A 25,535-nucleotide genomic window follows, 5' to 3' on the forward strand; every position below is an offset into this window, starting at 1 on the left:
AGTTTCACGACCTCGAGACCTTCCGGCGCTGCGCGGCCCAGTGGGGCGGGCCGGAGAACGTGCTGATCCTGCGCAACGCCACCGTGAGTGATGGGGGCCCTGGAGGAGAAGCTCGAGTACCTCCTGATCAACCGGGCCCAGATTGTGGCCCTGGGGCTGGGCGGGCTGAGCGTGAGTGGGCTCGAGGCCTTACGGCCTTAGCCTGCTTGCCCTCGGGCAAGCACTTTCAGGCTCACTGCGCGTTGCACGAAGGGTTATACCAGATTTGGTTGGTTCGTCGCCGAACGGCGACAAACCAACCCGACCAACGGGAGTGCTCTGGGATTCAAAAAGACAACCTCTTGAACTTTGGTGTTGTCAACTGTCTTTTTGAATCCGGTATTACGGGGGAGCAAGTGCTCCCCCGCTCAAATGGGCCAGGGCAAGATAAGGTCATTTGGCCCAGGCGCAAAAAGTTAGGCTGATAGCAACGGAGGAACGCATGAGCAAGGGCCCGTTCATACTGGAACGCGAAGGGCTCCTTCAGCTATTGCAGGCCCTGAAGGCCCTGGGCTACCTGACCCTGGGCCCCACGGTGCGCGAGGGGGCCATCGTCTACGATGAGCTTAAACAGCTCGAGGATCTTCCCATCGGCTATACCGACCGTCAGGAGGGGGGCTCCTACCGACTGGAGCGGCGGGGCGACGGGGCCCTGTTCGGCTACAATGTGGGGCCCCATAGCTGGAAGCGGTTTCTGCACCCGCCCATCCTGCGCTTGTTCCGGGCTCGCAAAACCAATGGGAGTTTCGATTTCGAATCCGAGACCGAGCCCAGCCCCAAATACGCCTTCATCGGGGTACGGGCCTGCGAGCTGCAGGCCATCCGGGTTCAGGATCGGGTCTTTCTGGGGGGGCCTTACCAGGACCCGCACTACAAGGCCCGGCGCGAACAGGTGTTTATCGTAGCGGTGAACTGCACCCAGGCCGGCCATACCTGTTTTTGCGCCTCGGTAGAGAGCGGCCCCAGGGCCCAGACTGGCTTCGACCTGGCCCTGACCGAGGTGGTGGACGGCGAGCATTCTTACTTTGTAGGAGAGGTGGGCAGCGAGGCGGGGGCCCGGTTGCTGGATCAGGTTGCCCACCGCACGGCCCGGGAGGCCGAGTGGCACCAGGCCCTGGCCCTGGTAGATCGGGCCGCCCGCCAGATGCGTCACCTGGATACCCAGGGGCTCAAGGAGCGCTTGTACCAGAGCCTGGAGCACCCCCGCTGGCAGGTGGTGGCGAACCGCTGCCTCTCCTGCGGCAACTGCACCCAGGTCTGCCCCACCTGCTTCTGCACCAGCGTGGAGGACCACACCGACCTTGCGGGCCAGGTGGCCGAGCGCACCCGCCGCTGGGACTCTTGCTTTACCGCCGACTTCTCCTATCTGCACGGGGGCAGCGTGCGGGTCTCGACCCAGGCCCGCTACCGCCAGTGGCTCACCCACAAGCTAGCCACCTGGCAAGACCAATTTGGCATGCTGGGCTGTGTAGGGTGTGGCCGCTGCATCACCTGGTGCCCGGTAGGGATAGACCTGACCGAAGAAGTTGCGGCCATGAACGACGTTCCAACAGCACGGTTTGCGCCCAAAGAGGCGGGAGGTGCCCATGTCTAAAGCTGGCCTCGAGCACTACCTGAGCGAGCACCCTTTCTTCCGGGGCTTGCGCCCCAAAGACCTGGCCTGGCTGGCCGAGCTGGCCGAGCCGCTCGAGTTCGAGGTAGGCGACTACCTCTACCGCGAGGGCGAAGAATCCAGGGATTTTTACCTGATTCAAGAAGGGCTGGTGAGGCTGGAAATCCACGCCCCCGGGCAGGGCGACCTGGTGATACAGACGGTGGGGCCGGGGGACGTGCTGGGCTGGTCGGTGATGATACCCGAGACCCGCAAAACCTTCAGCGCCCGCATCTTCCAGGCCACCCGTCTGCTGGCCTTCGATGCCGCCAGTGTGCGGGCACGCGCCGAGCAAGACCACCACTTTGGCTACGAGCTGTGCAAGCGTTTTTCCAGGGTCATCGGCGAGCGCTTGCAAGCCACCCGACTTCGCTTACTGGATTTGTATGGTCAGCCTTCCTAGCCCTACCGTGGTAGACCCCATGCAGCCCCGCCCCTTTCGGGTTGCCCGGGCCATCCGCGAAACCGCCGATGTGGTCACGCTCGAGCTCGAGGCGCAAACGGGCCCCCCGCTCCGCTTCCAGCCGGGCCAGTTCACCATGCTGTACGTCTTTGGGGTGGGCGAGGTGCCCATCTCCATCAGTGGAGACCCCCAGAAACCCGAGCGGCTGGTGCAGACCATCCGGCGGGTGGGCCCGGTCACCGAGGCCCTGTGCAAACTGCGCAAAGGGGAGGTAGTAGGGGTGCGGGGCCCCTTTGGCAGCCACTGGCCCCTGGAGCAGGCCCGGGGGCACGATGTGGTGATGGTGGCGGGCGGGATTGGCCTGCCCCCCCTGCGCCCGGCCATTTACCACCTCCTGCACCACCGCCAGGACTATGGGCGGGTTTATCTGCTCTACGGAGCCCGCACCCCCAGGGATCTGCTTTTTCCCGAGGAACTCAAGCGCTGGCAGTACACCCTCTCCCATGCCCCGGGCGCCACGCCGGTGCGGGTGACGGTAGACCGCGCCGAAGGAGACTGGGACGGAGCGGTGGGGCTGGTTACCTCGCTTATTCCGCCGCTGCCCATAAACCCCTCACGAACCACCGCCCTGATGGTCGGCCCCGAGGTAATGATGCGCTTTACCATCGCCGAGCTGCGCAAGCGAGGCATCCCGGAAGGAAACCTCTATCTCTCGATGGAACGCAACATGAAGTGCGCGGTGGGCTTTTGTGGGCACTGCCAGCTGGGGCCGCATTTCATCTGCAGGAATGGGCCGGTACTGGCCTTCCCCCAGGTGCGCGACTGGATAACGCGAAAGGAGGTCTAGGTGCCCCGCAAACAGCGCAAACCCACCCTGGCGGTCTGGAAATTTGCCTCCTGCGACGGGTGTCAGCTATCGCTCCTGGACTGCGAGGACGAGCTCCTGGCCGTAGCCGGCGCCGTGCAAATTGCCCACTTCCTCGAGGCCTCCAGCACCGTCATGCCCGGCCCCTACGACCTCTCGCTGGTCGAGGGCTCCATCACCACCCCCCACGATGCCCTTCGCATCCAGGCCATCCGCAAGAACTCCCGGTTTTTGGTGACGATTGGCGCCTGCGCGACCGCAGGGGGCATCCAGGCCCTGCGCAATTTTGCCGATGTGGAGGAGTTTACCCGCATCGTCTATGCCCGGCCTGAGTACATCCAGACCCTGAAGCACTCCACCCCCATCTCCGCGCACGTACCGGTGGATTTCGAGCTGCGGGGTTGCCCGATCAGCAAAGGGCAGCTACTCGAGGTCATCTCGGCTTTTCTGCACAGACGCAAGCCCAACATCCCTCAGCACAGCGTCTGCCTGGAGTGCAAGGCCCGGGGCACGGTCTGTGTGATGGTGGCGCAGGGCATCCCCTGCCTGGGGCCGGTTACCCAGGCCGGCTGTGGGGCCATCTGCCCCGCCTACCAGCGGGGCTGTTACGGGTGCTTTGGCCCCCAGGAGAACCCCAACACCGTGGCTCTGAGCGCCTGGTGGACCCAGCTAGGTGTGGACGAAGCAGCCCAGCAGCGGGCTTTCCGCACCTACAACGCCGGGGCCAGGGCATTCAGCAAGGAGGCAGAGCGTCATGGGTGAGACCCCCAAACCGAACCGAACCAGAACCCTTCGGGTGGGCAATCTGGCCCGTGTGGAAGGGGAAGGGGCGCTGTATGTGCGGGTCAAGGGCCGCCAGGTGGAGGAGGTGCGGCTCGAGATCTTCGAGCCCCCCCGCTTTTTCGAGGCCTTTCTGCGCGGGCGCAGTTTTACCGAGGTGCCCGATATCACCGCCCGCATCTGCGGCATCTGTCCGGTGGCCTACCAGATGAGCTCGTGTCAGGCCCTGGAAGCCGCCCTGGGCGTACAGGTGGAGGGCCCGCTCAAGGCCCTGCGGCGGCTTTTGTACTGCGGTGAGTGGATCGAGAGCCACACCCTGCACATCTACTTCCTGCACCTGCCCGACTTTCTGGGCTACCCCGACGCGGTGCGGCTGGCCCAGGATCAGCCCCAGCGAGTGCAGGAGGCCCTGGCCCTCAAAAAAACCGGCAGCGAACTGATGACCCTGCTGGGCGGGCGGGAGATTCACCCCATCAACGTGAAGGTGGGCGGCTTCTACCGGGTCCCCCGCAAGGCTGAGCTTTTAGCCCTGCGAGACAGGCTCGAGCGGGCCCGTGAAATTGCCCAGCGGACGGTGCGTTTTGTGGGTAGCCTGGACTTCCCGGATTTCGCACCCGACTACACCTTTGTCTCGCTGCGTCAGGAGGGCGAGTACCCCATACTGGGAGGCCGCCTGGTTTCCAACCGGGGCCTGGACATTGCGGTTGCCGAGTTCGAGCAGTACTTCCACGAAGAGCACGTTGCCCACTCCAACGCCCTGCACGCCACCCTGAAAGGCCAGCCCTACCTGGTGGGGCCGCTGGCCCGCTACAACCTGAACCATGACCAGCTTCCGGCCTCGGTGCAAGCGGTGGCCAGGGAAGCCGGTCTGGGGTCGGTCTGCCGCAACCCCTTCCAGAGCATCGTGGTGCGGGCGGTGGAGACCCTGTACGCCTGCGAGGAAGCGCTGCACCTGATAGACGCTTACGAGGAACCCGACCCGCCCAGTGTACCCGTGACCCCCAGGGCCGGGGCGGGCGCGGGTTGCAGCGAGGCCCCGCGCGGCATCCTCTACCACCGCTACCGCATGGACGAACAGGGCCTGATTGCCGAGGCCAAAATTGTGCCCCCCACCTCGCAGAACCAGAAGATGATAGAGGAAGACCTACGGCAGTTTGTGGCCGCGAACCTGGAACTTTCCAGGCCCGAACTCACCCTGCGCTGCGAGCAGACCATCCGCAACTACGACCCCTGCATCTCCTGCGCAACCCACTTTCTGCGGCTGGACATCGAGCATGAGCCTTAGAGTGTTCGCCCTGGGCAACCCCTACCGCCAGGACGATGGGGTAGGGCCCTGGGTGGCCCGGCGTCTGCGGAAGGCGGGCCTCGAGGTCTTCGAGGCAACCGACGACCTGACCCGGCTGGTGGAGGGCCTGGCTGGAGCAGACGAAGCCTGGGTAGTGGAGGCGGTGGTCTCGGGCCGCCCGGCGGGAACCCTGCATGTGATGGAGGTGGGCCCCGAGCCCCTGCCCGCGGTGTTTGAACGCCTCAGCAGCCACTCCTTCAGCCTGGCCGAGGCCCTCGAGCTCGCCCGCACCCTGGGTTCTTTGCCGCCTCGCACCGTAATCTACGGCATCGAGGGGCGGCAGTTCGGCCTGGGCGAAGCACTCAGCCCGGAGGTGAGGCAAGCCGCCGAGGAGGTCGTGCAAGCCATTCTGAGCAGAACGGGCCACCCAGGTAATACCCTGGTAACCAGCGCATGCCAGCATGAGGAATGAGCGCTATGAACGCCCAACGACCTTTGTCCGGACTAAGCGAAGCAGAAGCTCAAAGACGCCTGCGCACCCACGGCCCCAACGCCCTGCCCGAGAAGCGTTCCGAGGCGTTGTGGCGACGCTTTTTGCATCAGTTCAAAAGCCCCCTTATCTACATTCTGCTCTTTGCCCTGGCGGTGGACTTTGGGGGGTGGTGGCTCGAGGGGCGGCATGGCTGGCCGCTGGAGTCCCTGGTCATCGGGCTGATTCTGCTGCTCAACGCAGGCCTGGGCACCTGGCAGGAGCGCAAATCGGAAGCCGCACTGCTCAAGCTCAAACGCCTGTCCAGCCCCCTGGTCTGGGTGGAGCGCGATGGGGCCTGGGCAGAGCGCCCCAGCCGGGAACTGGTACCCGGCGACCTGGTGCGCCTCGAGGCCGGCGACCGGGTGCCCGCCGACGTGAGGCTTCTGGAAGGCAGCCCGCTGGTGGATGAGTCGGTCTTGACCGGCGAGAGCCTGCCCGCCGAAAAAGAGGTGGGCCAGGAACTTTTTAGCGGAACCCTGCTGGTGCGGGGCAAGGCCTTTGCCGAGGTATTGCGCACCGGCTCCGAGAGCGCTTTAGGCAAGCTGGCGGCCTTGTTGGGCGAGATTCGCGCCGAGCCCACGCCACTCGAGCGCGACCTGCACCACTTTGGCAATCAGGTAGCCCGGTGGGTGCTGGTGCTGGCCGGGGCGCTGGTGCTGCTGGGCCTCTTCACCGAAGGAGCAGGCCGGCTCCCACAGGTTTTTCTGTTTGCCGTGGCCCTGGCGGTGGCCGCCGTGCCCGAGGGGCTTCCGGCGGTGCTGACCCTGACCCTCTCGCTGGGGGTGGAGCGCATGGCCACCCGCAAGGCGGTGGTACGCAAACTTTCGGCGGTAGAAGCGCTGGGCTCGGTAACGGTCATTGCCACCGACAAAACCGGCACCCTCACCGAAAACCGCATGGAGGTGCGGGCCCTGGACAGCCCCGACCCCGCCCTGGCGCAGGTAGCCCTGGCCCTAGCCAACGACGCCGACCACGGCATCGGCGACCCCATGGATCTGGCCTTGCTGCACTACGTAGGTCGGCAGGGGGTACAGGTAGAAACTCTGCGGCAGAGCCACCCCCGCCTTTCCGAACGGGCCTTTGAGAGCAGCCACAAGTTTCAGCGGGTCACGGTAGAGGCCCCACAGGGCCCGGTGAGCTACCTCAAGGGGGCCCCCGAGGTACTGCTGGGGCGCTCCAACCTGCCCCCACACGAGTACCAGTCCTGGCAGGAGAAAGCCCTGGCCTACGCCGCCGAAGGCTACCGGGTGCTGGGGGTGGCCTGGGGGCGCGGCGAAACCGAAGAAAACCTGCAATTTCTGGGTCTGGTGCTGTTCTGGGATCCGCCCCGGCCCGAAGTGCCCGAGGCCATCCGCAAAGCCCAGGCAGCGGGCATCCGGGTCTTGATGGTCACCGGCGACCACCCTGCCACAGCCCTGGCCATCGCCCACCAGATCGGCATTCCCGGCGAACGCGTCATCACCGGTAGCGACCTGGAAGACTACACCCCCCAGGCCCTGGCCCAGGCGGTGCGCGAGGTCAATGTGTTTGCCCGGGTCTCGCCCCAGCACAAGCTCAAGCTGGTGGAATTGCTCCAGTCCAGCGGCGAAGTGGTGGCCATGACCGGCGACGGCGTGAACGATGCCCCCGCCCTCAAACGCGCCGATGTGGGCGTGGCGATGGGACAGCGCGGCTCGGACGTGAGTCGCGAGGTGGCCGACCTGGTCTTACTGGACGACAATTTCGCCACCATCGTAACCGCCATCGAGGAAGGGCGCAACATCTACGAGAACATCCAGAAATTCATTCGCTTCCTGTTCTCCACCAACCTCTCGGAAGTGCTGGTAGTGGCCATTGGGGCCCTGGCTGCGGCCCTCCTGAACCTGCGGGATGCCACCGGAGCCCTGCTGCTCCCCCTCACGGCGGTGCAAATCCTGTGGATTAATCTGATTACCGATGGCCTGCCCGCCCTCTCGCTCACCCTGGACAAAAACCCCAGCGTCATGCAGCACCCGCCCCGGCCTCCCAAGGCCCCCTTGCTGGATGGCCCTTCCCTGCGCTTTGTGCTGGTGAGCGGAATCATCAAGGCGCTGTGCGCACTGGGGCTTTTGGGCTTGCTGCCGCGCTGGGGGTATAGCCTCGAGGCCACCCGCAGCGCTACCTTCCACTTCATGGCTATTGGACAGCTTTTCTTTGCCTACCCCGCCCGCCACACCCACCTGTTTCCCCTGCCCAACCTCTGGCTTCACGGCGCGGTGCTGCTGGGGATGGCCGTACAGTTCCTGGTAGGCATGCTCCCCGCCAGTATTCTTGCGCTGGATCTGGTTCCGCTGCCCCTGCTGCTCTGGGGGGTGCTACTCGGCACAGCCCTGTTGGCCTGGGGCCTGGCCGAGCTAACCAGCCGCATCTTTTGGCGTAACCACCGGGGTCTGCCCTACACCCGGCAAGCCATAGCTGAAGGACGGCGCAATACTACCACCCGGCTATAGGCTCTCAGCGGCGCTCCACTGCCAAGGCCCTACGCTGGGCCTCCTCGAGGGCCTGGCGGGGGTTGGCATTGCCCTTCAGGACACGCTCGAGGGCATCTTCCAGGAAGCTGTACCAGAGGGTCACTTCGGGGTCCTGTGCCCAGGAGGCCGCCTGCTCGAGGCCGCTAAAGGCCACCCGGCGGCGGGGGTCTTCACGGTAGAAATCCTCTAGCAAAGGCTGGGCCGCGCGGCGCATGGGCAGGCAGTAGGTGGCCTTGACCCACTCGGCCATGCTGGCAGGCTCCATCCAGTAGCGCCACAGGGCCACCACCCCTCTGGCCTGGGCCTCGCTGGCCCCGCGCAACACCATCAGATTCCCCCCGGCCAGCGGCAGCTTGCCGTCGGGTGTGCGGGGCACGGGAGCCACCCCCAGGCGGAAGGGAATGGGGGTGCGGTTTTCCAGCACCGGCCAGACCGTTACCGGCGCGATACCCATAAAGGTTTTGGTACGCACAAAGTCCACCAGGGCAAACTGGGCCTCGGCGATGTTACGGCTCTGGGCACTCCCCGCACGCACCAGGCTTTGCAAATACTCGAGGCTCTGCACCACCCTGGCATCGGTGAAGTTGGGACGTCCATCGCGCACCAGTTGCCCACCCCGGCTCATCACTACCGCATTGAAGCTGTAAATGTCGCTCAGGATGGTAAAACCGCGGGCTGCTCGAGTGGTCAGTTGCTCGGCCACTGCGGCCAGGGCTTCCCAGGTCTGGGGCGGACTCTGGCGGCGGGCCGCCATCTGGTCGGCATTAAAAAACAGCACCGGCAGGTGCAGCTCCACCGGCAAGGCATAGGTTCGGCCCCGAAAGCGCCCGGTCTCGAGCAACCCCGGATAGAAATCGGTGGGCAGATTACCCAGGTATTCGTCCAGCGGCAGGGCCAGGTTCTCCTGCACGGCCCGGCTGACAAACGAGACCTCGCCATAGTAAAGCTGGGGTGGATTACCTGCCCGGATGGCCGAGGTGAGCTTGAGGCCCCCTTCGCGCAGGTCGCCCACGTACTGCGCTGCAATGCGGTACTCCCGCTGGCGGCCATTGAACTCGCCCACAATTTTTTCCAGCGCCTCCCGCCCAGGAGAGTCCAACGTGTGCCAGAAAGAAATTTCTACGGGTCTTTGGGCGTAGGCAATGCCACACAACAAGCCTATAGACAGCCATCGTAGGAGCGCAACGTTCACTGGTTTAGCTTAGGACAAAATTCTGAAGGCACCCTGAAGACATATCCCGACCTTCACCAACGTTGTTGCCCGCGAAAACGAGAATGCGTCTGAGCCAGATGCAGGTTGCGCACCCCAACGGGTACTTGGGTTTCGAGTTTTCCGATGACCACTGTTCTGTTCGGGATAGGGCTTCCTTGAGGTCGGATGGCTCGAGATTCGCGAAGAGCGTTCTGGGTAGTACGTTGGCCCTGCCATTGACCCGCACCCCCATCGAGTAAGGCCCGGCCCGAGGGGCCGCCCTTGCGGGGCTGGTGGGGGCTGGCCTGTATGCAAGCGTTACCGAAAAACATTGGGGCTCCGCTTCACAGGATTTCGTAGCCGACATAACAGCCATCAACCGCGAGGCCCCGGAGGAGGGCTGTTGCAGGGGCTACGAACGGTTCAGGGCTTCAAAGGGGGGAAGTAACCAAAGGGCGTGACACAGGCATTCTTTCACACCTAAAGAAATGCTAAACTTTAGGGGCTGGTATTTGCACTAGCATTGAAGCTGGAATTGCCTGGCATTGAACGCAATCAAGCGCACAGGGAGCACCCCTTGATTCTGAGAACCGCACCCACCCCGCTCTATCAGGTTAAAATGCCCTTTATCGGAATCCCATGCGCCTTTTCAGGGAGCCTTGCATAGTGGTGTGACCATGCGCAGTCTTCTATTGGCCTTTGTATTAGCACTTGCACCGCTGCCCAACCTCCCCTACATTCCATCGGGAAGCGAGATTCGGGTGGTGTCCCCCGATTTACTCACGGTGTATGTGGTCTGGCAGGTGGATGAACGCAACCTGGTTTTGCAAAGCAAGCTGCCCGCCCCCGCCAACCGGGAGGTTCGGGTGCTGTTCCGGGTGGATGGAGGCTACCGCCCCCCGTACAATGGAATCACCACCCCCCGGGGGGATATCGCACTGATGATCCAGGGCGAACGTGTTAGTCTGAACGAGCTTTTGACCCGTACATACCGTCTGAACCTGCCCAATGGGCGCGTCTTGCCGGAGGTTCGATGAAACGCATTCTGCTGATTGAAGACGACCCCGAAATTGCTCACCTCTTGCAGCTCGAGCTTGGCGAGGCCGGCTACACCGTAGACTGGGCCCCAGGGGGCATGCCGGGCCTGGTGCGCCTGCGCGAAGCGGTGCCCGATCTGGTCATTCTCGACCTGGGCTTGCCGGATTTGGACGGGGGCGAGGTGGCCCGCCGCATTCGGGCCGGCTACGAAGTGCCCATCATTGTCCTGACCGCTGCCGATGCGGTCGAGCGCAAGGTCAGCCTGCTCTCCGACGGAGCCGATGACTACATCGTAAAGCCCTTCCACCCCGCCGAGCTACTGGCCCGCATCCAGGTGCAGCTGCGCCACCGCGAGGGGGGCGAGCAGATCAGTGTGGGGGGCCTGGAAGTGCATCTGGCCAAACGCCAGGTGCTCTTCGACGGGCAGGAACTGCGCCTCTCGCCCAAGGAGTTCGAGTTGCTCTCGCTCCTCGTGAGCCGCGCCGGCAAGGTGTTTAGCCGCCAGGAGATCGAGGAGCATCTGTGGGGACGCCAGCTCGAGCGCGACTCCAACGTAGTAGACGTCCACATTGCCAACCTGCGCTCCAAGCTACGCGAGGCCGGGGCCTATGGCTACCTGCGTACCGTGCGGGGGGTGGGTTACGCCCTGCGCCAGCGTGAAGCCGAGTGAGCGCCTGGTGGCGTGCCAAGAGGGTTCGGCGCTAAGCGCAAACAACATGGCCCTTATGGCCCATCTCCGCGGCTTAGAGCGCTCTTCACAAATTTTGAGCCATCTGGATATGGGAAAGCTTTGTCCTGGACAGAACAGTGGCCGCCGGGATGGGCGGCCATGTCTGTGAAGAGCTCAATATGTCCTTCCGCACCCGACTGATCCTGGCTTATACGATCCTGTGGGTGCTGATTCTGGCCTTGACCCTGACCATTGCCGTCTACAGCATCAATTTCGGTCTGTACGGGCAGGTCGAGCGTACCCTGTTGCGCTACGTGAACGAGGTAGCCCAGCTCTATGCCTCGGGCCGCGCCGGGGAGATCAGCCTGCCCCGCTCGGGCCCGGTAAACGTGAGCTTTTACAGTTCGGGTGGGCAGCTCCTGATTGCACCCAGCCCTGACTTTGACCAGAAAGTACCCAAAAACTATATCCGTGCGGCCAGCAGCACCGCCAAGCCCTATTACGCCCCTGGCTATATGGCCGCCTATCAGGAAATCCCGGGGGCGGTGGTAGCGGTCAGTCAGGATACCCGCTATATCGAGAGTATTTCGGTTACGGTGCGCAACACCCTGATTCAGGGGATGGCCTTTCTGCTGCCCCTGGGCGCCCTCCTGATTGTGCTGGCGGCCCGTCTTTCGCTCATTCCGCTGCACCGGGCGGCCTCCGAGGTGGACAAGCGCGGCCCGCGCAACCTCGAGCCCATCCACTACACCGGCCCCAAGGACGACCTGGGGGTAATGGTGGAGAAGGTCAACGACCTGCTGGGCGAGCTGCGCGAGGCCCAGGCCCGCGAACGGGCCTTTCTGGCCGAGGTTTCGCACGAACTTCGCACCCCCCTGACCTCGCTGAACGGCTACCTCGAGCGCCTCAGCCGCAACCCCAGCGATACCGAGATGCTCGAGCGGGCCCGCAAAATTGCCGCCCACACCGCCCGCATGGTGCAGGACCTGCTGGCCCTGGCCCGGGGCGAGGCCGAGCGTAGCGTGAATGCCCACATCGTCAACCTGGGCGACCTGCTGCGCCAGGCTGTGGGCGAGTATCCCGGCGTGGTGCTCAAGATGCCCGCCGAGTTTCCCGAGGTGCTGGGCGACCCCGACCGCCTCTTGCAGCTCGCACGAAACCTTATCGCCAACGCAATACGGGCTGCCGGTGCCCCCGAAAAGGTGCAGGTGCGGGTCTGGATGGTCAAGGAACCCACCGACAACCCCCCCGACCCCTACGAGTCCGCCGACGAGCTTCGCACCACCTCCACCCCCGAGATGAAACCACCCAAGCAGCCCTGGGCCGCTTTTGCCATTGTGGACCGCGGGCCGGGCATCGCCCCCGAGGTGCTGCCCCGGCTCTTCACGCGGTTTGCCAGGGGCCCCGAGGGCGGCACTGGGCTGGGGCTGGCCATTGCCAAGCAGATTGCCGAGGCCCACGGGGGCGAGATTCGGGTCGCCAGCCGACCCGGCGAGACCCGCTTCACGGTGTTTTTGCCGCTCTTGCTGGAGGAAGAGTAATTTCAACAATCGAGCGGATAGCCAACTTTCAACATGTAAACAAGTGGAAGTAGGTGGTAGGAGGTAAGCAGTGGGTCTCCGACGCCTATTCCCTGCTCCTTACCTCATCACTCCCGAAGTATGCAAAGTGTTCAAGCAAAGATAGCAAACAAGATCACAGGTCGAGCCGGTACGGGTTTTTGTAATTTGCACACCTTTGCAAACTTTCGTATGCTTGCGTTATGCCCTCCCTCGAGGCCACCTTTCGCCACCAGGAAATCCTGGAGGTGCTGCACCGCGATGGCCGGTTGCAGGTGCGCCAGCTGGCCGAACACTTCGGGGTTTCTACCGTTACCATCCGCACCGACCTGGAGTATCTGGAGCAGCGGGGCCTGCTGCGCCGTACGCGGGGGGGCGCGGTTCCGGCGGAGACCAAACGCTTTGAGCTGCCGCTGGAGGAAACCCGGCAGGTACACGCCCGAGAGAAAGAGCGCATCGGCCATCACGCCGCCGCACTGGTGCGCGATGGCGAGACCATCATTCTGGATGTGGGCAGCACCACCACCGAGCTGGCTAAGGCCCTTCCGTCCTCGCTACGGAATGTGGTGGTGATTACCAGCGGGCTCAACATTGCACTGCTCCTGGAGTCGCATCCGGGCATCACGGTCATCGTCACGGGGGGCACTCTGCGGCCTTTGCAGCACTCGCTGGTGAACCCCTACGGTACGCTCCTGCTCCAGGAGATTAATGCCGACAAAGCCTTTATTGGCTGCAACGGGGTTCACCCCGACAAGGGCTTCACCAACACCAACCTGCAAGAGGCCGAGATCAAGCGGGCCATGATGGAGGCCGCCCGCGAGACCATTGTGCTGGCCGACCACAGCAAGCTGATGCAGGTGGCCGCCGCCCGCATCGGGCCGCTGGAGGCCGCTCACCTGCTCATTACCGACCGCAAGGCCAAAAGCGAAGACCTGCTGGCACTAAGGCAGCGGGGCCTCGAGGTGGCCCTGGCCGCTCGAGATGGGTAAATACTTTCGAAACCTTGCGAAAGTATCCATAACTATTGACAAGTTCAGAACTCCACCCTTAGACTCGCCTGGAACCTTGACGGGGAAAGTTAATCGCTCCTACGCTCACGGGCCACAGTTCGTTTTGCCCAGGGCAGGAGCCCCGGAAAAGGCGGGTATCTAAGGAGGGATACATGAAACGTCTACTGGTTTTTGGCGCGGCCCTGGCCCTTACGGTGGCCTCGGCCCAACAATTGCAGGGGAACCCCAACCTGCGCGGCGAGATTACCGTGTGGAGCTGGGACATCGCCGCCAAGGCGCTGGAGGCCAACATCCCCGGCTTCAACAAGCTCTTCCCCAATGTCAAGGTCACGGTACTCGACATCGGCAACCAGGCCACCTACGACCGCGGCCTGGCTGGCTGTGCGGCGGGCGGCGGCGACCTGCCCGACGTATACTCCATCGAAAACAACGAAGCCGAGGTGTTCTGGGCCCGCTTCCCCAACTGCTTCACCGACCTGAACACCCTGCAACCCGCCGCCTCGACCCTGCGTAACCAGTTCCCCGCCTTCAAGTGGACCGAACTGACCGTGGGCAACAAGGTTTTTGCCATGCCCTGGGACTCCGGCCCGGTGGTGATGTTCTACCGGCGCGACATCTATAGCCAGGCCGGGGTCAACCCCGCCACCATCCGCACCTGGGACGACTTCATCGCCGCGGGGAAAAAGATTGCCCAGGCCACCAACAACCGGGTCAAGGTGGGGGTCATTGCCAACGGCCAGGACGACGAATGGTTCCGTATGCTGGCCAACCAGAACGGTTGCTTCTACTTCAACAACGAAGCCAGCGCCGTAACGGTGAACCAGCCCGGCTGCGTGACCGCCCTCGAGACGGTCAAAAAACTCATTGACGCCGGAATCGTGATGCAGGGCGGCTGGAACGAGCAGATCCAGGCCTTCAAGGCCGGCACAGTGGCCACCAGCATGTTCGGGGCCTGGTACGAAGGCACCATCCGCTCCAACGCCCCCGACCAGAGCGGCAAGTGGGGGGTGTACCTGATGCCTGCTTCGCGTGCAGGCGGGGTTCGCGCGGCCAACCTGGGCGGCTCTGCCCTGGCCATTCCGGCCTCCTCGCGCAACAAAGAGGCGGCCTGGGCTTTTGTCCGCTACGCCCTGGGCACCACCGAAGGCCAGGTCACCATGCTCAAGCAGTACGGGCTGGTACCCTCGCTCCTGGCTGCCACCCGCGACCCCTATGTGGCCCAACCCCAGGCCTACTGGGGCAACCAGCGCATCTGGCAACAGATTCTGGGCACCCTGGGTAGCGTACCGGCGGCCCGTGGCACCCAGTTCTTCCAGGAAGCCCGCGCCATCATGGTCAAGACCCAGGCCGACTACGTAGCCGGGCGCTTCCCCAACGCCAAAGCAGCCCTGGACGCTGCCGCCCAGCAAATCTCGCAGGCCACCGGTCTGCCCATCGCACGCTAAGCGCTTTGTGGGGGTGGGGGCAACCCCACCCCCAAACTTTTATAACAGCAGAATCCCTTTGGAGCATCCTGTGAGATGCAACCTATCAACCAGACTTTTGGCCGGGAAGAAGCCGCGTACTGCCCGGCAACACCTACTGCCGTACGGGAAGAAGCCGCGTACTGCCCGGCAACACCTACTGGCGTACGGGAGGACGCGTGAAACGTAGCGCGACCCCTTATCTTTTTCTGAGTCCTTACCTGGCGATTTTCGCCCTGTTCTGGGCCTGGCCGATCCTCGAGTCGCTGTTGCTCTCGTTCCAGAACACCCGGGTCTCCCCGCCGGTCTGGAACCTCAGCGTCAACTGGGGCCGCATCCTGGGCGATGCGGCTTTTTGGGACGCCCTGCGCAACACGGTGCTGATTCTGGTCATCCAGGTACCCCTCATGCTGGCCCTGGCAACCGTGCTGGCGGTTGCGCTCAACTCACAACTGCTGCGGGCCAGAGGCTTTTTTCGCTTTGCTTTTTTTGCGCCGGTGGTGGTGGGGGCGGTGGCCTACTCGGCGGTGTTTCGCCTGCTTTTTAATCAGAATGGCGCGGTCAATGCAGCCCTGGGTACACAGCTCAACTGGATCTTCGACCCCGTGGGCGCTATGGCCGTCATCATCATCACCCTTACCTGGCGCTGGACCGGCTACAACGCCATCATCATCCTGGCCGGGCTGCAAAGCATCCCCAAAGACATCTACGAGGCCGCCGAGATTGACGGGGCCAGCCCCTGGCAACAGTTCTGGCGCATTACCGTGCCCAGCCTGCGCCCGGTCTTGCTCTTTTGCCTGGTGCTCTCGATCATCGGCACCTTGCAGCTCTTCACCGAGCCCTGGCTCATCACCAACGGCGGCCCCGGCACCGCCACCACCACCCTGGGGGTTTATCTGTACCGCCAGGGCTTCCAGAACATCAATTTTGGCTACGCCTCCACCATCGCCTACGCCATCACCCTGCTGGCGCTGGTCTTCTCCATCATCCAGCTAAGGCTTTTTGGGAGGGAATCGTGAAGCGGCGGCTGTGGTGGCGTAGTTTCTGGCTGCACCTGTTCCTGACGCCCCTGGCGCTGTTGTGGCTGGCCCCGCTGTGGCTGATGTTTGTGTTCTCCACCCACCCCGAGATTGCCATCTTCAGCACCCCCACGCCGGTCTTGCCGGGCAATCAGTTTGCCGTCAACCTGCAAAGCCTGCAAGCCGACACCAACTTCCTGCGAACCCTCTTCAACAGCATCATGGTCGCAGGTATCTACACCATTCTCTCGATCTTTTTGACCAGCCTGGCCGGCTATGCCTTTGCCCGCTTCGATTTCTGGGGCAAGGGGGTGGTGTTCTCGCTGGTGATTGCCACCCTGACCATCCCCTATTTCGCGGTGGTGATTCCGCAGTTCATTCTGGTAGCCCGCGAGGCCAAAACCCTGCTGGCCATCCTGATCGGGATGGCGGTGTTTGGCGGGATTGCGGCCCTTTTGGCCTGGTTGAAATTCTCGCCCACCCTGGGGCGGCTGGCCTGGGTCGGCTACGGGGTGGCCGGGCTGGCTTACCTGGTGTGGGGCGTACCGGCGCTGCGTGAGGCCATAACCTTCGACTTCCGCCTGACCAACACCTACTGGGCGGTGATTCTGCCCTCGCTGGCCAACAGCCTGGGGGTGTTTTTCATGCGGCAGAACTTCCTGAGTGTGCCGCAAAGCCTGCTGGAAGCGGCCCGCATAGACGGGGCGGGCGAGTTTCGCATCTTCTTCCGCATAGCCGTGCCGCTGGTACTTCCGGCCATGGCAGCCCTGGCCATTATCCTGTTCCTGGCCTCCTGGAACGACTATCTGTGGCCCTTGCTGGTGCTCTCGGATCGGGCCATGCAAACCGCTCCGGTGGCACTGGGCTCCCTGATTGGGCTGACGCGGGTTTCGTGGGGAGGCATCATGGTGGGGGCCGTGATGACCACGCTGCCTTTCCTGATTTTGTTCCTGTTCCTGCAGCGGTACTTCATTGCAGGCATCACGGCGGGAGGGGTGAAAGACTGAGCGCCCAATCGGTCGGTTTGTTCTCGGATTCGCTCAGCACTTCGCCAAACTGACCCGTCCACACCCCCACCAACGCTGCCTCTCAGGCTTCAAACGAAACCCTCCGAGCACAAACCCCCCTGATGTACCCTCGAGCCCACCTTTCAACCTATGCTAGGAGTCTGCTACTACCCCGAACACTGGCCCCGCGAACGCTGGGCCGAGGATGCCCGGCGCATGCGTGCGCTGGGCCTCAGCTACGTGCGCATCGGCGAGTTTGCCTGGAGCCGCCTCGAGCCCGAGCCCGGACTCTTCGACTGGGCCTGGCTGGATGAGGCCATCGAAACCCTGGGCAAAGCCGGGCTCAAAGTGGTGCTGGGCACCCCTACCGCCACCCCGCCCAAGTGGCTCATAGACCGCCACCCCGAGATCCTGGCGGTGGACAGGGAGGGCCGGGTGCGCGGCTTTGGCTCGCGCCGCCACTACAGCTTCAGCAGCCGGGTCTACCGCGAGGAGGCCCGCCGCATCGTGACCCTGCTGGCCCGGCGCTACGGCCAGAACCCCCACGTAGCGGGCTGGCAGACCGACAACGAGTACGGCTGCCACGACACCACCCGCAGCTTTGGCCCCGAAGACCTGCGGGCTTTTAGGCTGTGGCTCCAGGCCCGCTACCAGCGCATCGAGGCGCTGAACGAGGCCTGGGGCAACGTTTTCTGGAGCATGGAGTACCGCTCCTTTGCCGAAATTGACCTCCCCCACCAGACCGTTACCGAGGCCAACCCCGCCCACTGGCTCGAGTTCTACCGCTTCAGCTCCGAGCAGGTAGCCAGCTTCAACCGGATGCAGGTGGAAATTCTGCGGGCCCACTCGCCGGGGCGCTTTATCGTGCACAACTTCATGGGCTACACCCCGGACTTCGACCACTTCAAGCTGGCCCAGGACTTAGACATCGCCGGGTGGGACAGCTACCCCCTGGGCTTTACCGATATGGACGTACTGCCCTGCACCGAAGCCGAAAAAGTCCGCTACGCCCGCACCGGCCACCCCGACATGGCCGCCTTCCACCACGACCTCTACCGCGGGGTAAAGCCCCGCTGGTGGGTGATGGAGCAGCAGCCGGGGCCGGTGAACTGGGCCCACCACAACCCCTCCCCCGCGCCCGGCATGGTGCGGCTGTGGACCTGGGAGGCGCTGGCCCACGGGGCCGAGGTGGTGAGCTACTTCCGCTGGCGGCAGTTTCCCAAGGCGCAGGAGCAGTTCCACGCCGGCCTCAACCGCCCCGACTTTGAGCCGGATGTGGGCTTCTTTGAAGCCGCACGGGTGGCCGAGGAGCTCCAGAACCTGGGCCCCCTGCCCCAAAGCAGCCCCGCCCCGGTGGCGCTGGTCTTCGACTACGAGGCCGACTGGGTCTACCGGATTCAGCCCCAGGGCAGGGCGTTTGTGTACCGCGACCTGGTCTGGGTGTTTTACAAAGCGCTGCGCGGGCTGGGCCTGGACGTAGACTTTGTGCCCCCTGGGGCCCGCCTGGAGCCTTACCGGCTGGTGGTGGTGCCCAGCCTGCCCATGGTCTCCGAGGCCGCCCTGGAAGCCTTCCGCCACGCCCAGGGTGTGGTGGTGTGGGGCCCCCGGAGCGGTTCTAAAACCGAGCATCTGGGCATTCCACCCACCCTACCGCCGGGGCGCTTGCAGGATTTACTGCCGCTCAGGGTGACGCGGGTGGAGAGCACCCGCCCTGGGCTGTCCGAGCCGGTGCGCTGGAACGGCCAGGAGTGGCCAGCCGAGGTGTGGCGGGAGTGGGTTGAATCGGAGCTGCCCCCCCAGGCCACCTTTGGCGATGGCAAGGGCGCCTTGTACCAGCACCAGAACCACCACTACCTGGCCTTCTGGCCGGGCCAGGGTTTCCTGCAAAGCTACCTGGGCTCCCTGGCCCAAGGCCTGGGTTTGCCGGTTCACCCCGTACCCGAGGGCGTGCGTATTCGTCGGCGCGGTGACTGGGTTTTCGCCTTCAACTACACGGGCCAGCCCCAACCCGCCCCCGCCCCCGCAGGCGCTCGGTTCCTGATAGGTGGCCCCACCCTCGAGGCCTATAATTTCTGCATCTGGAAAGAGGGGTAAGCATGCAGATTCAGGGCTATGACTTCCACATTAGTGCGGGCAAGCTCGAGGAGACCCTGGGCGGCTATCTGTTGCACGGCAAGCACGTCCAGATTGGTCACCCTTTTGGCCGCACCCTGTTTTTCAAGCACGGCTGGCAGAGCTGGAGCGAGGCCGCCTGGGTCAGCCTCAAGGAAAACCCCCGGCCCATCCTGCCGCCCGAACGCCGCCCCCAGTGCGACGACCCCGCCTACGCCCTCTCGCCCGTCCACGGCGGTAGTGGCCTGGGGGGCCTCGAGGGCTACGACGGGCGGATGCTCCTGCTGGGCGCCTTGCGGCCCGGCGCCCGCATCGAGGCCGACCGCCTGAGCCTGAAGGGCACCTGCGATCACGAGATGCAGTGGTTTCTGGCCTATGGCGAAGCCCCGCAGGTTCTGAACCGCTACGCCGAACTCCTCGCCACCACCCTGGGGGTGCGGGCCCCGCAGGCCGCCCCCCGGGTGTGGTGCAGCTGGTATAGCTACTACAGCGACATCTCCGAAGGCCAGCTGCTCCAGACCATTGCCGGTTTGCAGGGGCTGCCCTTCGAGGTGTTTCAGGTAGACGACGGCTGGCAGCAGAACATGGGCGACTGGGAGCCCAACCACAAGTTCCCCTCCGGCATGAGCGCCATTGCGCTCAGGGCCCAGAGCCAGGGTCTGACCCCCGGCCTCTGGCTGGCCCCCTTTATTGCCCGGCCCAGCTCCAGCCTGTTCAAGGAACACCCCGACTGGTTCCTGCGCGACGAGCAGGGCGAGCTGGTCTCGGCAGGCAGCAACTGGGGCGGCTACTACGCACTGGACGTAACCCTACCGGCGGTGCAGTACTGGCTGCGCAGCCTGATCCAGACGGTGCGGAGCTGGGGCTACCGCTACCTGAAGCTCGACTTCTTGTTCGCCGCCGCCCTGCCAGGTAAAAGATCAGGCGGGGAGTCGCGCGAGGACGCCTACCGCGAGGCGCTGCGCATCCTCCGCGAGGCCGCCGGCGACGATGTGTACATTCTGGCCTGTGGAGCGCCCATTATCGCCTCGCTGGGGCTGGTGGATGGACTTCGCATTGGGCCGGATGTGGCCCCTTACTGGGACAACGAAGACCGGCGGGTGTTCCTGCACGACCCCACCGGCCCCAGCGCCTACAACGCCCTGCGAACCAGCCTGCACCGGCTCTGGCTGAAACCCCTGGTACATACCGACCCCGATGTGGCCTACTTCCGCACCCGCTACAACCTGCTGACCCCGGCGCAGCGCGCGGTGCTACAAGACCTGGCACTGGTTTCGGGCTTCAAGGCTACCTCCGACCCCCCCGAATGGCTGGACGCTGAGGAGCGGGAGCAGCTCAGGGCCTGGCTCGAGGCCACCCCTAGCATCGAGCAAACCGGCCCCTACAGCTTCAAAATCGGCGAGCGCGAGGTGGATTTCTCGAGCTGGCTGTAGTCGGTACCCCAGATAGGGCGGAATCAGACCAAGCACACCTGTATCGCAACAATCTATCTACGCCACCGACCTTTGAGGTTATGATGCACAAACGCACCTATCCCAAAAAAGATGGCCGCCTGCTCTACCTGTATGGGCTGGCGCCCCACACCCTGCCCGCCCTCGAGGAGGGAGAAAACACCGGCCAGGCCCAGTCCCACGCCCGCTGGCATCCCCTGCGGCAGGAGTGGGTGGTGTTTGCCGCCAGCCGCCAGGGCCGCACCTTTCTGCCCCCCAGGGAATACGACCCCCTGGCCCCCAGCAAGCCCGGCGGCTTTCCCACCGAAATCCCCTTTGAGGATTTCGAGATTGCCGTCTTTCAAAACCGCTGGCCCTCGCTCTCGCCCCACGCAGGAGAACCTCCCCAGGGCCTTGCCATCCCCACCCGCGATGCCAGGGGCGACTGCGAGGTGGTGGTCTACACCCCCGAGCACAGCGGCAGCATCGCCTCGCTCAGCCCCGAGCGGCGCGAGCTTTTGGTGCAGGTCTGGGCCGACCGCTACCGCGACCTCTACGCCCGCGAACACATCCAGTACGTGATGCCCTTCGAGAACCGGGGCGAGCAGATGGGAGTGACGCTGCACCACCCCCACGGGCAGATTTACGCCTACCCCTGGGTTCCGCCCATCCTGCAAAAGGAGCTCGAGGCTTTCCAGAAAAGCCCGGTGTTGCTGAACCTGATGCCCCACTTAGGCCCTTACACCGTGCTCGAGGACGAACACACCCTGGCCTGCGTCCCCCCCTACGCCCGCTACCCCTACGAGGTGCTGGTCTTCCCCAAGCGGTTCCACCCCGGCCTGTGGACCTTCAGCCAGGCCGAAACCCAGAGCTTCGCCCGGATGCTGGGCCAGGTGGTGCAAAAGCTGGATAACCTCTTCCACAAACCCATGCCCTACGTGATGGCCCTGCACGCTGCGCCCAAAGGAGCCGAGGCCATTTTCCATTTCCATGTGGAGTTCTACCCCGCCCTGCGCACCGCCGACAAACTCAAATACCTGGCCGGCACCGAGATTGCCGCCGGCACCTTTGCCATGGACGCCCTGCCCGAGGAAACCGCCAAGGTGCTGCGGGAGGTGGAGATATAGTTGCAGCGGGCCTTCCATGAGGCTCATGGGCTTTTGGCGGAGGCCAGGGGTTGTTAGCCGCCAATGGTCCAGATGACTCTGATGTAGCGGCCTTCAGATTCACCGTAGACCATCGGCTATAGATCATGGACTCTGGACTTGCTACAGGCTCATGTAACAAAAAGGCGGTAGGCTGAGATATGAACCCTTTTGCACTGGCCCGTCTGCGTGCCTGGATGGAAAACCAGGGCCTCGAGCGCTTTTTTGTGCAGCAACCGGAGAACTTTGCCTGGCTCACCGGGGGCGGCGACAATACCGTGGTCACCTTTCGCCCGGTAGCGGCCTGGCTCGAGGTGACCCCCGAAACGGTGCGTCTGCATGCCTCGCAAATCGAGGCGGGGCGGCTCCTCGACGAGGAAACGCCGGGCCTCGAGGTACACCGCTACCCCTGGTACAGCCCCCCGGCCCCCCAGGGGCCCAGCGACCTCGAGCACGACCTCACCCCTTTACGGCTGGTGCTCTCCCCCGCGGAGCAGGAGCGCTACCGTGCCCTGGGCCGTGAGGCGGCCATGGCCCTGGGCGAAAGCCTTCGCTTTGCCGACCCCGGCTGGAGCGAGTACGACCTGGCCGGAGCCATCAGCGAGGAACTCCTTTCCAAGGGCATACAGCCCCTGGTGCTGCTGGTGGCCGGCGAGGAGCGGCTTTTCCGCTACCGCCACCCCATCCCCACCCGGCGGCCCCTGGGGCGGCTCTTCATGGGGGTTATCTGCGGGCGGCGACACGGCCTCTTTGCCAACGTGAGCCGTCTGCGCAGTTTTGGGCACCCCGAGGCCCGCAGCCTCAACGAGCAAATCTGCCAGGTCGAGGCGGCTGCACTGGAGGCCTCCCGGCCTGGGGCCACCTTAGGCGAGGTGCTGGAGCAGATGCGCTTGGCCTACCGGCGCATTGGCCGCACCGAGGAGTTTGAAAACCACCACCAGGGCGGTCTGACTGGCTACCGTAGCCGCGAGGTGCTGGCCCGTCCCGGCAACCCCACCCGCCTCGAGGTCGGCATGGCCCTGGCCTGGAACCCCAGCCTGCCGGGGGCCAAGGTAGAGGACACCTTCCTGCTCACCGAAACCGGCCTGGAAAACCTCACCCACGACCCCACCTGGCCCACCCTCGAGGTAGCTGGGCGCACGCGCCCAGGGGTGCTCGAGGGCTAAGTGCCTCCCGCCTATGTTTTGGATAATGGCACGATCGAAAAATCATTCGGGTATTGCACCCGGAGCATGATTTTCTAGCGCAGCCTGGATTCATCTCTAAACCTTATACGGGCGCAACTTAAAGCGCACCACGGAGCAAAGAATGAGCACGTTCAAGGAAATCTTCGGCACTGAACCCACCGTGCGCGTCTCGGCGCCGGGCCGCGTCAACCTGCTGGGCGAACACACCGACTACAACGGGGGCTTTGTCTTCCCCACGCCCCTCTCCTACCAGACCTACATTGAAGCCGCCCCTGCCGAGGGCCTCGAGGTCTATGCGGAGACCTTTCGGGAACGCAAAAGCCGAGGGCTGGGCGAACCCAAGCAAGGCGACTGGCTGGACTATCTGGCGGGCTGTGTGTGGGTGCTGCGCCAGCACGGGCACGCCGTACCGGGCTTGCGGGCCTATGTGCATAGCGAGGTGCCCATGACCGGCGGGCTTTCCAGCTCGGCGGCGCTGGAGGTGGCCACCCTGCGGGCTTTGCGCGAACTGTATCAGCTACCTTTGGACGATGTGCAGATTGCCCTGCTGGCCCAGCAAGCCGAGGTGGAGTACGTGGGGGTGCGCTGCGGCATTATGGATCAGATGGCCTCGTCGGTGGGGCGGCCCGGCTACGCGCTGTTGCTGGACACCCGCGACCTCACCACAAGGCTGGTGCCCCTGCCCCAGGGCTACCGGGTGGCGGTGGTGGACTCGAGCGTACCCCGCCGCCTGGCCGAGTCGGGCTACAACACCCGCCGCAGCGAGTGCGAACAGGCCTGTGCCCTGCTGGGGGTGCAGTCGCTGCGCGAACTTTCCCCCGCCGACCTCCCCCGCATCCACACCCTGCCCGAGCCCCTCAACCGCCGCGCCCGCCACGTGGTAACCGAAAACCAGCGGGTGCTGGATGGCGTACAGGCGCTGGAACAGGGCAACGTCCGGCGCTTTGGCGAGCTGATGGTGGCCTCGCATGCCTCGCTGCGCGACGATTACCAGGTTTCCATTCCCGAGCTGGACCAGCTTGTAGAAGCCGAACTGCGCCACGGCGCGGTGGGCGCCCGCCTGACCGGGGCCGGTTTTGGCGGTTCGACGGTGGCGCTGGTGGAAGAGGCCCGCTACGAAGAATTCAAAAAAGGGGTCATGCAGGATTATCCCAGGGCCAGATTTCTATGAGACCAGCCGCAATGAGGCTTTTATCGTTTTCCCCTTTCCCTCTCCCCTGGCGGGAAAGGGTGGCGACAGCGCTGGCTAGTTTGGTGCCCCTTTTGCCAAATAAAGCAATTCTGGTGGTAACCGCTGTCGCCGGGTGAGGGGTTGAAGCGACGATGCTCAGGCAAATGATAAGAGCCTGCAGTCGCAATTAGAAGGGTGCATCAAAGTCACAAATAGTGCTGTAATTGCATATCGCGCCTTCACAGACGTGGCTGCCCACGAAAACGAGAATGCGCCTGGGCCTAGACGCAGGTTACGAACCCAAGCGTGGGCCCACCGGTACTTGGGTCTCAAGTTACGCAACCCAGCCAAAAAGACGATAGAATGGGGGCCTTCTGGCAGAACAGGAGACCCCCAGATGAGCATAACCCCGTTGGCGACGTACTTGGAAGCAATGCTGGTCTCGGTCGATAACCAAAGTTGCAGCGGTTTGGCAGACGGCTTTCATGCCGAATCAATCTCCCACGATTGGTTCCAACGAACCCTCAAAAGCAGTGATGTGGGTTCGTTGTACAAGGACTTGGTGCACAAGTTGAAGCTGGAGGGCGGTTATCTGCTCCTGGATGACACCATCCTGGAGAAACACACCCTCGGGCTAGAAGGCGTCGGCAAGCTGCTGGACACCAAAACGGGTGGATTCATCTTGGGGTTGAGTGTAGTTCTGTTGTGCTGGAGTGATGGAAAGAAGACCATCCCCCTGGCTTTTCTGCCCTACACCAAAGGCAAGAGCAAGCACGATCTGGCTGTTGAGTTACTCGGGCAAGCCAAGGCATGGGGTCTAACGCCGAAGTCCGTCTTGTTCGATGCCTGGTATGCCAGCCAGAAAGTCCTCAAGACGGTGCTTCGTTTGGGATGGCACGTTGTCACCCGACTCAGGAAGAATCGCTACCTGGATGGCAAGCCGCTCAAGACCCGCTATACTCACCCCAACTGGCACTCCATCGGTAAGCTCAAAGGCGGAATCGAGGTCAAGGTCTTTCGTAGGGGGCGCAAGTTCTACGCGACCAGCGATACCTCACTGGAGTGGAAGATGGTCAAAAAGCTCTACAAAATCCGGGCTGAGATCGAGGAGGTGTTCCGAGTCCTCAAGCAGGCGTGTGGCTGGCAGGGGGTGCAACAACGCAACATCCAAACCTACACCCACCACCTGACCTTTGGCCTGTTGGCCTACCACTACCTGCAAAGGCTCAAACTTCAGACCCATTCTGGAGTATTTGTACTCCGTCGCAGGCTCATTTCTCGCAAGTTGACCCTTAATCGAGATGACCTCTATTCCTTCCTGGACACGGCTGCTTGAGTCTTGCGTAACTTGAGTTGGGTTTCGAGTTTCCAGGCTGAATGGGAGGCTGCTCTCAGTAGCGCAAAATTTGTGGAAACGCAAATACCACCCTGAGCACCCGCATCAGGAGCAGGAGAAAGGAGATTGCGTCTTTGAAAATCGCCTCGAGG

The 25,535-nt window shown here is 63.7% G+C and carries 21 protein-coding genes; 20 read left to right on the top strand and 1 reads right to left on the bottom strand.

Annotated elements, in window-relative coordinates; genetic code table 11:
- The first annotated feature begins 481 nt into the window (after positions 1-481).
- The 7 genes from J3L12_RS08885 to J3L12_RS08915 are packed head-to-tail and all read left to right on the top strand — an operon-like array spanning position 482 to position 8,023.
- Positions 482-1,633 carry a 4Fe-4S dicluster domain-containing protein gene (locus J3L12_RS08885; RefSeq protein ID WP_208014694.1) on the top strand — a complete coding sequence of 384 codons (1,152 nt, stop codon included), beginning with the start codon at positions 482-484 and terminating at the stop codon, positions 1,631-1,633.
- A complete protein-coding gene (locus tag J3L12_RS08890; protein ID WP_208014695.1) occupies positions 1,626-2,093 on the top strand; it encodes a Crp/Fnr family transcriptional regulator in 468 nt (155 codons plus the stop codon). Before J3L12_RS08885 ends, J3L12_RS08890 begins: the two co-directional genes overlap by 8 nt.
- Positions 2,077-2,940 (top strand): FAD/NAD(P)-binding protein, encoded by an 864-nt coding sequence (locus J3L12_RS08895; protein WP_208014696.1) that lies wholly within the window; start codon positions 2,077-2,079, stop codon positions 2,938-2,940. Before J3L12_RS08890 ends, J3L12_RS08895 begins: the two co-directional genes overlap by 17 nt.
- Positions 2,941-3,720, top strand: coding sequence for a hypothetical protein (locus J3L12_RS08900; RefSeq protein ID WP_208014697.1), 780 nt, complete (start codon positions 2,941-2,943; stop codon positions 3,718-3,720).
- Positions 3,713-5,023, top strand: a complete 1,311-nt coding sequence (locus tag J3L12_RS08905) for a Ni/Fe hydrogenase subunit alpha (RefSeq protein ID WP_208014698.1) — start codon at positions 3,713-3,715, stop codon at positions 5,021-5,023. The genes J3L12_RS08900 and J3L12_RS08905 overlap by 8 nt, the downstream gene beginning before the upstream one ends.
- A complete protein-coding gene (locus tag J3L12_RS08910; protein ID WP_208014699.1) occupies positions 5,013-5,495 on the top strand; it encodes a hydrogenase maturation protease in 483 nt (160 codons plus the stop codon). The genes J3L12_RS08905 and J3L12_RS08910 overlap by 11 nt, the downstream gene beginning before the upstream one ends.
- Positions 5,496-5,500: 5 nt before the next feature.
- Positions 5,501-8,023, top strand: a complete 2,523-nt coding sequence (locus J3L12_RS08915; RefSeq protein WP_243455084.1) for a cation-transporting P-type ATPase — start codon at positions 5,501-5,503, stop codon at positions 8,021-8,023.
- Between the two features lie 4 nt (positions 8,024-8,027).
- Here J3L12_RS08915 and J3L12_RS08920 read toward each other — a convergent pair whose 3' ends face one another.
- On the bottom strand, positions 8,028-9,236 hold the full coding sequence (locus J3L12_RS08920; protein WP_208014700.1) for an extracellular solute-binding protein: 1,209 nt from the start codon (positions 9,234-9,236) through the stop codon (positions 8,028-8,030).
- A gap of 677 nt (positions 9,237-9,913) precedes the next feature.
- On the opposite strand from J3L12_RS08920, the gene J3L12_RS08925 reads away from it, so the two are divergent.
- The 13 genes from J3L12_RS08925 (at position 9,914) to J3L12_RS08985 (ending at position 25,383) form a co-directional block, all read left to right on the top strand.
- The gene (locus tag J3L12_RS08925) at positions 9,914-10,273 is read left to right on the top strand and encodes a hypothetical protein (protein WP_208014701.1); all 360 of its coding nucleotides are present in this window, start codon (positions 9,914-9,916) and stop codon (positions 10,271-10,273) included.
- Positions 10,270-10,944: a response regulator transcription factor gene (locus tag J3L12_RS08930; RefSeq protein ID WP_208014702.1), complete on the top strand. Its 675-nt coding sequence runs from the start codon at positions 10,270-10,272 to the stop codon at positions 10,942-10,944. Before J3L12_RS08925 ends, J3L12_RS08930 begins: the two co-directional genes overlap by 4 nt.
- 179 nt (positions 10,945-11,123) lie before the next feature.
- Positions 11,124-12,485: a HAMP domain-containing sensor histidine kinase gene (locus tag J3L12_RS08935; RefSeq protein WP_208014703.1), complete on the top strand. Its 1,362-nt coding sequence runs from the start codon at positions 11,124-11,126 to the stop codon at positions 12,483-12,485.
- 221 nt (positions 12,486-12,706) lie between these two features.
- Entirely contained in the window at positions 12,707-13,492 is a 786-nt protein-coding gene (locus J3L12_RS08940) for a DeoR/GlpR family DNA-binding transcription regulator (RefSeq protein ID WP_208014704.1), read from the top strand.
- A 173-nt stretch (positions 13,493-13,665) separates the two neighbouring features.
- Entirely contained in the window at positions 13,666-14,958 is a 1,293-nt protein-coding gene (locus tag J3L12_RS08945; RefSeq protein ID WP_208014705.1) for a sugar ABC transporter substrate-binding protein, read from the top strand.
- Between the two features lie 197 nt (positions 14,959-15,155).
- The gene (locus J3L12_RS08950) at positions 15,156-15,995 is read left to right on the top strand and encodes a sugar ABC transporter permease (protein WP_208014706.1); all 840 of its coding nucleotides are present in this window, start codon (positions 15,156-15,158) and stop codon (positions 15,993-15,995) included.
- Positions 15,992-17,002, top strand: a complete 1,011-nt coding sequence (locus J3L12_RS08955) for a carbohydrate ABC transporter permease (protein ID WP_208014707.1) — start codon at positions 15,992-15,994, stop codon at positions 17,000-17,002. The genes J3L12_RS08950 and J3L12_RS08955 overlap by 4 nt, the downstream gene beginning before the upstream one ends.
- A 150-nt stretch (positions 17,003-17,152) precedes the next feature.
- Positions 17,153-19,096, top strand: coding sequence for a beta-galactosidase (locus J3L12_RS08960; RefSeq protein WP_208014708.1), 1,944 nt, complete (start codon positions 17,153-17,155; stop codon positions 19,094-19,096).
- A 2-nt stretch (positions 19,097-19,098) separates the two neighbouring features.
- Positions 19,099-20,547 carry a glycoside hydrolase family 36 protein gene (locus J3L12_RS08965; protein WP_208014709.1) on the top strand — a complete coding sequence of 483 codons (1,449 nt, stop codon included), beginning with the start codon at positions 19,099-19,101 and terminating at the stop codon, positions 20,545-20,547.
- Between the two features lie 83 nt (positions 20,548-20,630).
- Positions 20,631-21,671 (top strand): galactose-1-phosphate uridylyltransferase, encoded by a 1,041-nt coding sequence (galT, locus tag J3L12_RS08970; RefSeq protein ID WP_208014710.1) that lies wholly within the window; start codon positions 20,631-20,633, stop codon positions 21,669-21,671.
- Positions 21,672-21,850: 179 nt separating this feature from the next.
- Positions 21,851-22,855 carry a M24 family metallopeptidase gene (locus J3L12_RS08975; RefSeq protein WP_208014711.1) on the top strand — a complete coding sequence of 335 codons (1,005 nt, stop codon included), beginning with the start codon at positions 21,851-21,853 and terminating at the stop codon, positions 22,853-22,855.
- A gap of 142 nt (positions 22,856-22,997) precedes the next feature.
- Complete coding sequence (gene galK, locus J3L12_RS08980) at positions 22,998-24,047, top strand: galactokinase (protein ID WP_208014712.1); 1,050 nt, start codon at positions 22,998-23,000, stop codon at positions 24,045-24,047.
- Between the two features lie 397 nt (positions 24,048-24,444).
- A complete protein-coding gene (locus J3L12_RS08985) occupies positions 24,445-25,383 on the top strand; it encodes a transposase (protein ID WP_208014713.1) in 939 nt (312 codons plus the stop codon).
- Positions 25,384-25,535 lie beyond the last annotated feature (152 nt).

The organism is Meiothermus sp. CFH 77666 (genome assembly GCF_017497985.1).
GTDB lineage: Bacteria > Deinococcota > Deinococci > Deinococcales > Thermaceae > Meiothermus.

Excerpts from the sequence above, each read along its gene's own strand:
- J3L12_RS08885 (WP_208014694.1), top strand. The coding sequence starts at position 482 with ATGAGCAAGGGCCCGTTCATACTGGAACGCGAAGGGCTCCTTCAGCTA.
- J3L12_RS08890 (WP_208014695.1), top strand. The coding sequence starts at position 1,626 with ATGTCTAAAGCTGGCCTCGAGCACTACCTGAGCGAGCACCCTTTCTTC.
- J3L12_RS08895 (WP_208014696.1), top strand. The coding sequence starts at position 2,077 with ATGGTCAGCCTTCCTAGCCCTACCGTGGTAGACCCCATGCAGCCCCGC.
- J3L12_RS08905 (WP_208014698.1), top strand. The coding sequence starts at position 3,713 with ATGGGTGAGACCCCCAAACCGAACCGAACCAGAACCCTTCGGGTGGGC.
- J3L12_RS08910 (WP_208014699.1), top strand. The coding sequence starts at position 5,013 with ATGAGCCTTAGAGTGTTCGCCCTGGGCAACCCCTACCGCCAGGACGAT.
- J3L12_RS08915 (WP_243455084.1), top strand. The coding sequence starts at position 5,501 with ATGAACGCCCAACGACCTTTGTCCGGACTAAGCGAAGCAGAAGCTCAA.
- J3L12_RS08925 (WP_208014701.1), top strand. The coding sequence starts at position 9,914 with ATGCGCAGTCTTCTATTGGCCTTTGTATTAGCACTTGCACCGCTGCCC.
- J3L12_RS08930 (WP_208014702.1), top strand. The coding sequence starts at position 10,270 with ATGAAACGCATTCTGCTGATTGAAGACGACCCCGAAATTGCTCACCTC.
- J3L12_RS08935 (WP_208014703.1), top strand. The coding sequence starts at position 11,124 with ATGTCCTTCCGCACCCGACTGATCCTGGCTTATACGATCCTGTGGGTG.
- J3L12_RS08940 (WP_208014704.1), top strand. The coding sequence starts at position 12,707 with ATGCCCTCCCTCGAGGCCACCTTTCGCCACCAGGAAATCCTGGAGGTG.
- J3L12_RS08945 (WP_208014705.1), top strand. The coding sequence starts at position 13,666 with ATGAAACGTCTACTGGTTTTTGGCGCGGCCCTGGCCCTTACGGTGGCC.
- J3L12_RS08960 (WP_208014708.1), top strand. The coding sequence starts at position 17,153 with ATGCTAGGAGTCTGCTACTACCCCGAACACTGGCCCCGCGAACGCTGG.
- J3L12_RS08965 (WP_208014709.1), top strand. The coding sequence starts at position 19,099 with ATGCAGATTCAGGGCTATGACTTCCACATTAGTGCGGGCAAGCTCGAG.
- galT (WP_208014710.1), top strand. The coding sequence starts at position 20,631 with ATGCACAAACGCACCTATCCCAAAAAAGATGGCCGCCTGCTCTACCTG.
- J3L12_RS08975 (WP_208014711.1), top strand. The coding sequence starts at position 21,851 with ATGAACCCTTTTGCACTGGCCCGTCTGCGTGCCTGGATGGAAAACCAG.
- galK (WP_208014712.1), top strand. The coding sequence starts at position 22,998 with ATGAGCACGTTCAAGGAAATCTTCGGCACTGAACCCACCGTGCGCGTC.
- J3L12_RS08985 (WP_208014713.1), top strand. The coding sequence starts at position 24,445 with ATGAGCATAACCCCGTTGGCGACGTACTTGGAAGCAATGCTGGTCTCG.